Below are 8,764 nucleotides of genomic sequence, written 5' to 3'. Positions count from 1 at the left end.
CCCGAGCCCCAACGACAAATTCTGACCAGCCTCAACATCCCCGAACCGGGGCACTAAGCAAAATGTCCTAACTCAGGCCTGACGCAGAAATCAGCACCGCACGCGGGAATGGTGCAAGCTCCGCTGGCCTTACGTCATGTATGGCGATGCAAACCAGACCGCACACGACTCCGCACGAGACGCCGCATAATACACTCGTCGTCAGCTCCAGCCCGCGCGAAGACGGGAACTCACACGTACTTGCCCGTGCGGCGCTCGAAGGTGCCCGCGCGGCGGGCCACGACGTCGAACACGTCTTCCTCGACGAGTACGTCCAACGCATGCTCGACAACTGCCGCCGATGCCGGCGCATCGACGACGGCAACTGCTCGCTCGATGACCGCTACGAAGAATTGCTGATCGACCACATGTTGTCCGCCGACGGCATCATCTTCGCGATGCCGCTGTACTTCTACGGCATGCCCGGCCGGTTGAAGACCGTGTTCGACCGGCTGTTCTGCTACACGTCCAACGGCTCACCGCGCCAGGACGAAGTGGTCGACGGCATCATGGGTAAGAAGATCGGCGTGCTGATCTCCTGTGAGGAGAGCTACCTCGGCGCCACCCAGGGCGTCATCGCGCAGTTTCAGGAACTGGCGCGATACCTGCACCAGGACCTCGTCGACGTGGTGGTTGGCAACGCGAACAGCCGCGGCGAAATCGTCTGCGACCCAAGCGATCCCGTCGCCCGCGCCCGCGACCTCGGCACGCGGCTGTTCACGACCAGGGTGACCGACTACCGGCTGGACACCGTGCGTTCCAGCCGGGTCTGGGAACAGTCGGCGTGATGCTCAGTCGAACGTCGGCGGCTCGGTGCGCGTGCGCTTGAGCTCCCAGAAGTGCGGATACGACGCGAAGGTCACCGACGCGTCCCACAGCTTCCCGGCTTCCTCGCCGCGCGGGATCTTCGAAAGCACCGGCCCGAAGAACGCCACACCGTTGACGTGAATCGTCGGGGTGCCGACGTCGTCGCCGACGGCGTCCATGCCCTCGTGATGGCTCTTGCGCAGCGCGTCGTCGTACTTGTCCGTCGTCGCCGCCTCGGCCAGCTCAGCGGGCAGGCCGACCTCTTCCAGCGACTCCTTGATGACGCGGGTGAAATCGGGGTCGGTCTCGCGGTAGTTCAGATTGTGGATGCGCGTGCCCATGGCGGTGTACAGCGGGCCGAGGATCTCCGGCCCCTTGGCCTGCTCGGCGGCGATGGCCACCCGCACCGGACCCCACGCCTTCTTCATCATCTCCTGGTACTCCTCGGGCAGATCACGGCCCTCGTTGAGCACCGCCAGGCTCATGACGTGGAAGTTCACCTCGATATCGCGGACCTTTTCGACTTCGAGAATCCATCGCGACGTGATCCAGCACCAGGGGCACAGCGGGTCGAACCAGAAACCGGCAACAGACTTCTCGGCCATTACGGGGTCCTTTCAGTCGGGTGGTTGTGAACGAAACCACTAGGCTCAACCATGCGCCACGCGGGGGTGTTCCAAACCTTTATAAAAGCGTGTTGTCGATGTGACCAACGTCTACCACTGTTACACAAGTGAAACGATTATCAGTCATCGCCGTCTCGGCCGCACTGGCCGCGGGTCTCATGCTGGCCGCGCCCGCCTCCGCCGACAACCACATCGTCGACCGCGATGCGTTCCTCGACGCCCTCAACCGCGCAGGCATCGCGTATGCCGACAACAACCCGGATCTCACCGCGCAGTTGGGTGAGCGGGTCTGTCCGATGCTCGTCGAGCCGGGCAAGAACTTCGCGCAGGTGGCCACCACCGTCGCCGACAACGGCATCAACCCCGGGCTGGCGGCGTTCTTCACCGGCATCGCGATCCAGATGTACTGCCCGCAGATGATGGGGTCGATCGGCAACGGCACGTTCCTCAACATGCTGCGCGACCAAAATGTGCCGGGCATGCCGGGCCTGAACGGTCTGCTCGGCGGCTAAGACGCGGCCAACTCCGCGCTCACCCGACCCGGCGCGAGCGGGGCCACTAAGTTAGACGTGTGGTACTTCCCAATCTGACTCGCGACCAGGCCATCGAACGAGCCGCCCTCGTCACCGTCGACCGCTACGCGATCGCCCTCGATCTGACCGACGGCGCAGGCGCCCCGAGCGAAAAGACCTTCCGGTCTGTGACGACCGTCGAGTTCAGCGCGCTGCCCGGCGCCGACACCTACATCGACCTCGCCGCCGAGACGGTGCACAAGGCCACGCTCAACGGAGTCGATCTCGACGTCTCCGACTACGACGAGTCCACCGGCATCGCCCTGCGCGGCCTGCAGGAGCGCAACACGCTCGTCGTCGACGCACTGTGCCGCTACTCCAACACCGGCGAAGGCCTGCACCGCTTCGTCGACCCGGTCGACGACGAGGTCTACCTGTACTCGCAGTTCGAAACCGCCGACGCCAAAAGGATGTTCGCGTGTTTCGACCAACCCGACCTGAAAGCCACGTTCGACATCACCGTCACCGCACCCGTGCACTGGCAGGTGATCTCCAACGGCGCACCCGCCGGCCTGGAACCCGACGGGCACGCGAAGAAACACACTTTCGCGACCACGCCGAAGATGAGCACCTATCTCGTCGCGCTGATCGCCGGCCCCTATGCCCGCTGGGACGACGTCTACACCGACGAGCACGGCGACATCCCGCTCGGCCTGTTCTGCCGAAAGTCGTTGCAGGAGTTCATGGACGCCGAACGGCTGTTCACCGAGACCAAGCAGGGCTTCGGTTTCTACCACCGCAACTTCGGCGAGCCGTACGCCTTCGGCAAGTACGACCAGCTGTTCGTGCCTGAATTCAACGCCGGCGCAATGGAAAACGCCGGAGCGGTCACGTTCCTGGAGGACTACGTCTTCCGCAGCAAGGTCACCCGCGCCTCCTACGAGCGCCGCGCCGAAACGGTGCTGCACGAGATGGCGCACATGTGGTTCGGCGACCTGGTCACCATGCGGTGGTGGGACGACCTGTGGCTCAACGAATCCTTCGCGACGTTCGCGTCGGTACTGTGCCAGGCCGAAGCCACCGAATACACCCAAGCCTGGACCACTTTCGCCAACGCCGAGAAGTCGTGGGCCTACCGTCAGGATCAGTTGCCGTCGACGCATCCGGTGGCCGCCGACATCCCGGACCTGGCCGCCGTCGAGGTCAACTTCGACGGCATCACCTACGCCAAGGGCGCCAGCGTACTCAAGCAGTTGGTCGCCTACGTCGGTCTGGACGCGTTCCTGGCCGGACTGCGCGACTACTTCCGCGACCACGCCTTCGACAACGCCACCTTCGGCGACCTGCTGGGTGCGCTCGAAAAGTCCTCGGGCCGCGACCTTTCGCAGTGGGGCCAGCAGTGGCTCAAGACCACGGGACTCAACAAGCTGCGCGCCGACTTCGACGTCGACGCCGAGGGCCGGTTCACCCGCTTCGCGATCAGCCAGAGCGGTGCGCAACCCGGCGCGGGCGAGACGCGCGTGCACCGCCTGGCCGTGGGCGTCTACGACGACGACGGCTCGGGCAAGCTGGTGCGGGTGCACCGCGAGGAGCTCGACGTCGAAGGTGAGCTCACCGAAGTGCCTGCGCTGCAGGGAGTTTCGCGCGGCAAGCTGGTCCTGGTCAACGACGACGACCTGACCTACTGCTCGCTGCGGCTGGACCCGGACTCGTTGCAGACCGCGTTGACCCGCATCGCCGACATCGCCGAACCGCTGCCCCGCACGCTGGTCTGGTCGGCGGCGTGGGAGATGACGCGCGACGCCGAGCTGAAGGCCCGCGACTTCGTCGCCCTGGTGCAGCGCGGTGTGCAGGCCGAAACCGAGGTCGGTGTCGCGCAGCGTCTGCTGATGCAGGCGCAGACCGCGCTGGCCTCCTACGCCGACCCGGACTGGGCGTGCTCGGAGGGCTGGCCGTCGTTCGCCGACCGGCTGCTGGAGTTGGCCCGCGCCGCCGAACCCGGCTCCGATCACCAGCTGGCCTACATCAACGCGTTGTGCAGCTCGGTGCTGGCGTTGCGGCACATCGCGGTGCTGGCCGCGCTGCTGGACACCGACCCCGCCGAGCACGGGCTGAACGGCCTGGTCGTCGACACCGATCTGCGCTGGCGCATCGTCACCGCGCTGGCCGCGGCGGGTGAGATCGACGGCGACGGCGAGGCGACCCCGTTCATCGACGCCGAGGTCGAGCGTGATCCGACGGCGGCAGGCAAGCGCAATGCGGCCAGGGCCGCCGCGGCGCGCCCGCAGATGGCGGTGAAGAACAACGCGTGGCAGCTGGTCATCGAGGATGACACGCTGCCCAACATCGTCGGGCGCGCGATCATCGACGGCTTCGTGCAGCCCGGCCAGCAGGCGCTGCTGAAGCCGTTCACACCGAAGTACTTCGAGGCGATTCCCGGCGTGTGGCAGCGACGGTCCAGCGAGGTGGCGCAGACGGTCGTCGTCGGCCTCTACCCGTCATGGGACATCAGCCAGGAGGGACTCGACGCCGCCGACAGGTTCCTGGCCGGCGAGTTGCCGCCTCCCCTGCGGCGGCTGGTGCTCGAAGGGCGGGCCGGGGTGGAACGCGCGCTGCGGGCCCGCGCCTTCGACGTCAGCTAGCGGCGGTCAGTTGCCGGCGTTGCGGCGGACGCACGCCGGCGCTCATCACCTTGATGGCGCTGATCAGTCCGCTGATCAGGTTGCCGTAGTTGAACGACGTCGCGGCGGCCTTCACCCCGAGCGGCGCTGACTCCTCGATGCCGCGGCCGCGCACGTCGGCGCCGTAGACGACCTCGATGGCCCTCTGATCCGGCGAGACGGCGAGCAGCACGGCGTTATTGGGGGTCGGCACCTTCGCGAGGATTTCCCGCGCGGTGGCGGCGGGGTCCTCGCCGAGGGGGCCGATGTACACCGCGAAGCGGGCCTTGGCCGCACGCGACCCGTACTTCAGCGCGTCGTCGAGGCGCACCAGATCCATCGTCGGGAACGGGTAGTTGATCGACAGTTCGCCGGGTTCGGTGACCCCGGAGATGCGACCGCTGCTCGTGACGACAAACCCGCGGGGCAGTTCACGTGTCGCGACTTCACCACTTGCCACTGGCGCCGCCTCCAATCTCCAACGGTTTCTCGTGAACATGGCCGTGGGCGATCGGCTCCTCGGACGCCCACAGGATCGGCCCGTAGGTCCACGGATCGGACAACTTGTAGCTCGCCGCGTGCGGGCCCTTGCGGTTCTTGCCGACGCCCCAGATCAGGACGACCAAGATCAGCGTTATTCCCAGCGGCACCAGAATCAGTAGCGTATGGGTCAGTGCGGTGCTCACGAGCAAAACCCTATCGTGGCCACCGCTTAAGCCGCGCCCTCACCCAGGTATCGCATCCACGCCGGATCGAGTTCCTTGACGGTGGACAACAGCCGCCAGTGCGGGCCCTTGGGCCGCGTCGGCGTCGAGCGCAACTTCCAGCCCAGCTCGGCCAGCAGCCGGTCGGCCTTGCGGTGGTTGCACGTCGAGCAGGCCGCCACGCAGTTCTCCCAGGTGTGGTCGCCGCCGCGGCTGCGCGGCACGACATGGTCGACGGTGTCGGCCTTGGCGCCGCAGTATGCGCAGCGAAACCGGTCGCGGTGCATGAGCGCCGCGCGGGTCATCGGGATGCGGGCCCGGTACGGCACCCGCACGTAGGTGCGCAGCCGGATCACCGACGGCACGACGATCTGCCGGGTCGCCGAGTGGATGATCGGGCCGGACGGGTCGTCGTGCACCACGTCGGCCTTGCCGCACATCAGCATGACCACGGCCCGGCGCATGGGCAGCGCCGTCAACGGCTCATACGTCGAGTTCAGCAGCAACACGCGGCGACGGCCCCAAAACGAGCCGTCGCGGGAAATGGGAGACGAGTGTTCGACGCTGTGCAGCAGCGTCGCCGCGGTCGCCGCTCCGGACGAGCCCGCAGCGGCGCCAGAATGCCGATGGCCGGCTAATCGCGACCGGCCCTTCTTGCGATGCGCCATTCGTCCTCCGTCCGACAGTCCACCACGGATCGGTCTCTATCGCATAACAAATTCATCCGTGTCCACTGGTCAAGGGGGTGAATTTCTGGTGACGTCGCTGGCTGGCGGGCTCTTGACGGGCGCTTAGCAGGCGGTTGACGGGCGCAAGGAACAATGGGGGACGTGACACAGCCGCAGCAGCGCTCCTTCTACGACGAAGTCGGTGGCCACGACACGTTCCATGCGATCGTGTCGCGGTTCTACGAACTCGTCCGCGAAGACGAGATCCTGCGCCCGCTGTACCCCGAAGAGGACCTCGGCCCCGCCGAAGAGCGGCTGCGGATGTTTCTCGAGCAGTACTGGGGCGGCCCGCGCACCTACTCTGATCGGCGCGGACACCCGCGGCTGCGGATGCGGCACAGCCCGTTCAAGATCGGCTACATCGAGCGTGACGCCTGGCTGCGCTGCATGCACACCGCCGTCGCCGAGATCGACTCGCAGACCCTCGACGACGAGCATCGCAAGGCGCTGCTGGACTACCTCGAGATGGCCGCCCACTCGATGGTCAACTCGCCGTTCTAGCCATCGGCCCGGTAGAGCGCCCAGCCCGAGGCGACGGCGTCGTCGTGGCGCTCGGATGGCATGGCCGCTGGCATACCCCCGCTGACTTTGGATATGCGGATACCAGCGGTGAGACTAGGAAGATCGCGAGCCTTCAGAGGACTTCAGAGGATCTTTCGGAGGACCTTCAGAGGACTTTCAGAGGAGATGTGTGGCTGATTCGAACGGCAGGCCCTGGTGGGCGCATGCGGTGTTCTATCAGGTCTATCCGCGGTCGTTCTGCGATCGCAACGGCGACGGGGTCGGCGATCTCGACGGCGTGACGGCGCGACTCGACTACTTGACAACCCTTGGCGTCGACGCGATTTGGCTCAACCCGGTGATGGTGTCGCCGATGGCCGACCACGGCTACGACGTCTCCGATCCGCGCGATGTCGACCCGTTGTTCGGCGGCATCGAGGCGCTCGACCGGCTCATCGATGCCGCGCACGCACGCGACATCAGGGTGACGATGGATCTGGTGCCCAACCACACCAGTTCGGCGCACCCGTGGTTTCGGGCCGCGCTCGCGTCGCCGCCCGGTAGCCCCGAGCGGGAGCGCTACATCTTCCGCGACGGCTCGGGACCGGACGGTTCTCAACCACCGAACAATTGGCTGTCGATCTTCGGCGGGCCCGCATGGACGCGCGTCACCGAGTCCGACGGGCGCGCCGAGCAGTGGTATCTGCATCTGTTCGACGCCGAGCAGCCCGACCTGAATTGGGAGAATCCCGAGGTCTACGACGATCTGGAGAAGACGCTGCGGTTCTGGCTCGAGCGCGGCGTCGACGGTTTCCGCATCGACGTCGCACACGGCATGTCCAAGCCACGGGACCTGCCCGACATGGACATCGTGAAAGCCGAGATGCTGCTCGCCGACATGGACAACGACCCGAGGTTCAACCACGAGGGCGTGCACGACGTCCATCGCCACATCCGCACGGTGCTCAACGACTATCCGGATGCTGTCGCGATCGGCGAGGTGTGGGTGTACGACAACGAGCAGTTCGCTCGGTATCTGCGCGCCGACGAACTGCATCTGGGCTTCAACTTCCGCATGGTGCGCGCCGAATTCGAGGCCGCCGACATTCGTCATGCGATCGAAAACTCGTTGGCGGCGGCGGCAATTGAGAAAGCGACGCCGACGTGGACGCTGTCGAATCATGACGTCGACCGCGAGGTGACGCGCTACGGCGGAGGCGACGTCGGGCTCGCTCGGGCATGGGCGATGGCGCTGGTGATGCTGGCGCTGCCCGGCGCGGTGTTCCTCTACAACGGTGAAGAGCTCGGCCTGGCCAACGTGGACCTGCCCGACGAGGCGCTGCAGGATCCGGTGTGGGAACGCTCGGGGCATACCCGTCGCGGGCGCGACGGAGCGCGGGTGCCGATGCCGTGGGAGGGTTCGACTCCCCCGTTCGGCTTTTCGACCAACCCCGACACCTGGCTGCCGATGCCGCAGGAGTGGTCGACGCTGACGGTCGAAAAGCAGTTGCGCGACCCAGGCTCGACGCTGTCGTTCTACCGCTCGGCGATGCGGTTGCGTGCTTCGCGAAAAGAGTTCGACGGCACCGCGATTGAATGGCTTGAGGCGCCGGAGGACGTGCTGGTGTATCGCGTCGTCGACGGCGGGTTGGTCTGCGTGTTGAATGCCGGCTCGCAGCCCGTCGCGCTGCCCGCCGGTGACGTGCTGTTGGCCAGCGCTGCGTTGGTCGACGGCAAATTGCCGCCGAACGCCGCCGCCTGGCTCACCTAATCCCGTCGGTCGCACCCCTCCCACCACTTCCTTCTTCCGCGAGTTCCTTCTTCCGCGAGTTCCTTCTTCCGCGAGCGTGCGTGTCTGCGGCCGACACGCCGGGAAAATTCACGAGTTTGCGCACGCTCGCGGGGCATCAGCCGTAGTGCTTTAGCGGTCCGCTTGATTGCAAGACTGGGCCATTGACGAGTTCAGACCGTTGAACGCCGCGACCTCAATATCCCGTCGACACATCTGATCCCGCAGCGAGCGTGCGTAAACTCCGGTAATCACTCGGCGTGTCGCCTGCAGACACGCCCGCTCGCCAGAAAAAAGGTGGGGGGGTACCGACACACGAGTTAGCCTCGATCTTTCACCTGGCGCTCGATTGAGGTTCTTTGTGGGTGCAGGTGAGTGGTTGTGATGCTGGGCGGCCT

9 protein-coding genes are annotated in these 8,764 nt (G+C 66.0%); 5 read left to right on the top strand and 4 right to left on the bottom strand.

Features of this window, described 5'->3' with window-relative positions:
• Window positions 1-146 precede the first annotated feature (146 nt).
• Window positions 147-827 carry a flavodoxin family protein gene (locus tag CQY20_RS32315; RefSeq protein ID WP_097945200.1) on the top strand — a complete coding sequence of 227 codons (681 nt, stop codon included), beginning with the start codon at window positions 147-149 and terminating at the stop codon, window positions 825-827.
• A gap of 3 nt (window positions 828-830) precedes the next feature.
• On the opposite strand, the gene CQY20_RS32310 is transcribed toward CQY20_RS32315, so the two are convergent.
• Window positions 831-1,451, bottom strand: coding sequence for a mycothiol-dependent nitroreductase Rv2466c family protein (locus CQY20_RS32310; protein WP_097945194.1), 621 nt, complete (start codon window positions 1,449-1,451; stop codon window positions 831-833).
• 179 nt (window positions 1,452-1,630) lie between these two features.
• Here CQY20_RS32310 and CQY20_RS32305 point away from each other — a divergent pair, with 179 nt between their 5' ends.
• Both CQY20_RS32305 and pepN read left to right on the top strand, forming a co-directional pair.
• The gene (locus CQY20_RS32305) at window positions 1,631-1,984 is read left to right on the top strand and encodes a DUF732 domain-containing protein (RefSeq protein ID WP_097945198.1); all 354 of its coding nucleotides are present in this window, start codon (window positions 1,631-1,633) and stop codon (window positions 1,982-1,984) included.
• Window positions 1,985-2,043: 59 nt separating this feature from the next.
• Window positions 2,044-4,626 carry an aminopeptidase N gene (gene pepN / locus CQY20_RS32300; RefSeq protein WP_097945192.1) on the top strand — a complete coding sequence of 861 codons (2,583 nt, stop codon included), beginning with the start codon at window positions 2,044-2,046 and terminating at the stop codon, window positions 4,624-4,626.
• Here the strand turns inward: pepN and CQY20_RS32295 are convergent.
• The 3 genes from CQY20_RS32295 to CQY20_RS32285 are packed head-to-tail and all read right to left on the bottom strand — an operon-like array spanning window position 4,619 to window position 6,016.
• Complete coding sequence (locus CQY20_RS32295) at window positions 4,619-5,104, bottom strand: DUF5130 domain-containing protein (protein WP_097945190.1); 486 nt, start codon at window positions 5,102-5,104, stop codon at window positions 4,619-4,621. The genes pepN and CQY20_RS32295 overlap by 8 nt on opposite strands.
• Complete coding sequence (ctaJ, locus tag CQY20_RS32290) at window positions 5,091-5,330, bottom strand: aa3-type cytochrome oxidase subunit CtaJ (RefSeq protein WP_097945188.1); 240 nt, start codon at window positions 5,328-5,330, stop codon at window positions 5,091-5,093. Before ctaJ ends, CQY20_RS32295 begins: the two co-directional genes overlap by 14 nt.
• Window positions 5,331-5,356: 26 nt before the next feature.
• The gene (locus CQY20_RS32285) at window positions 5,357-6,016 is read right to left on the bottom strand and encodes an HNH endonuclease (protein ID WP_097945186.1); all 660 of its coding nucleotides are present in this window, start codon (window positions 6,014-6,016) and stop codon (window positions 5,357-5,359) included.
• Between the two features lie 153 nt (window positions 6,017-6,169).
• On the opposite strand from CQY20_RS32285, the gene CQY20_RS32280 reads away from it, so the two are divergent.
• Both CQY20_RS32280 and CQY20_RS32275 read left to right on the top strand, forming a co-directional pair.
• Window positions 6,170-6,577, top strand: coding sequence for a globin (locus CQY20_RS32280; RefSeq protein ID WP_174814665.1), 408 nt, complete (start codon window positions 6,170-6,172; stop codon window positions 6,575-6,577).
• Between the two features lie 190 nt (window positions 6,578-6,767).
• Complete coding sequence (locus CQY20_RS32275) at window positions 6,768-8,348, top strand: glycoside hydrolase family 13 protein (RefSeq protein WP_097945184.1); 1,581 nt, start codon at window positions 6,768-6,770, stop codon at window positions 8,346-8,348.
• The last annotated feature ends 416 nt before the right edge of the window (window positions 8,349-8,764 follow it).

It is taken from the genome of Mycolicibacterium agri, assembly GCF_002553505.1.
GTDB classification, from domain to species: Bacteria; Actinomycetota; Actinomycetes; order Mycobacteriales; family Mycobacteriaceae; genus Mycobacterium; species Mycobacterium agri.
This window is presented reverse-complemented; position numbering and strand designations above follow the sequence as displayed.

Excerpts from the sequence above, each read along its gene's own strand:
- CQY20_RS32315 (WP_097945200.1), top strand. The coding sequence starts at position 147 with ATGCAAACCAGACCGCACACGACTCCGCACGAGACGCCGCATAATACA.
- CQY20_RS32310 (WP_097945194.1), bottom strand. The coding sequence starts at position 1,451 with ATGGCCGAGAAGTCTGTTGCCGGTTTCTGGTTCGACCCGCTGTGCCCC.
- CQY20_RS32305 (WP_097945198.1), top strand. The coding sequence starts at position 1,631 with ATGCTGGCCGCGCCCGCCTCCGCCGACAACCACATCGTCGACCGCGAT.
- CQY20_RS32285 (WP_097945186.1), bottom strand. The coding sequence starts at position 6,016 with ATGGCGCATCGCAAGAAGGGCCGGTCGCGATTAGCCGGCCATCGGCAT.
- CQY20_RS32280 (WP_174814665.1), top strand. The coding sequence starts at position 6,170 with ATGGGGGACGTGACACAGCCGCAGCAGCGCTCCTTCTACGACGAAGTC.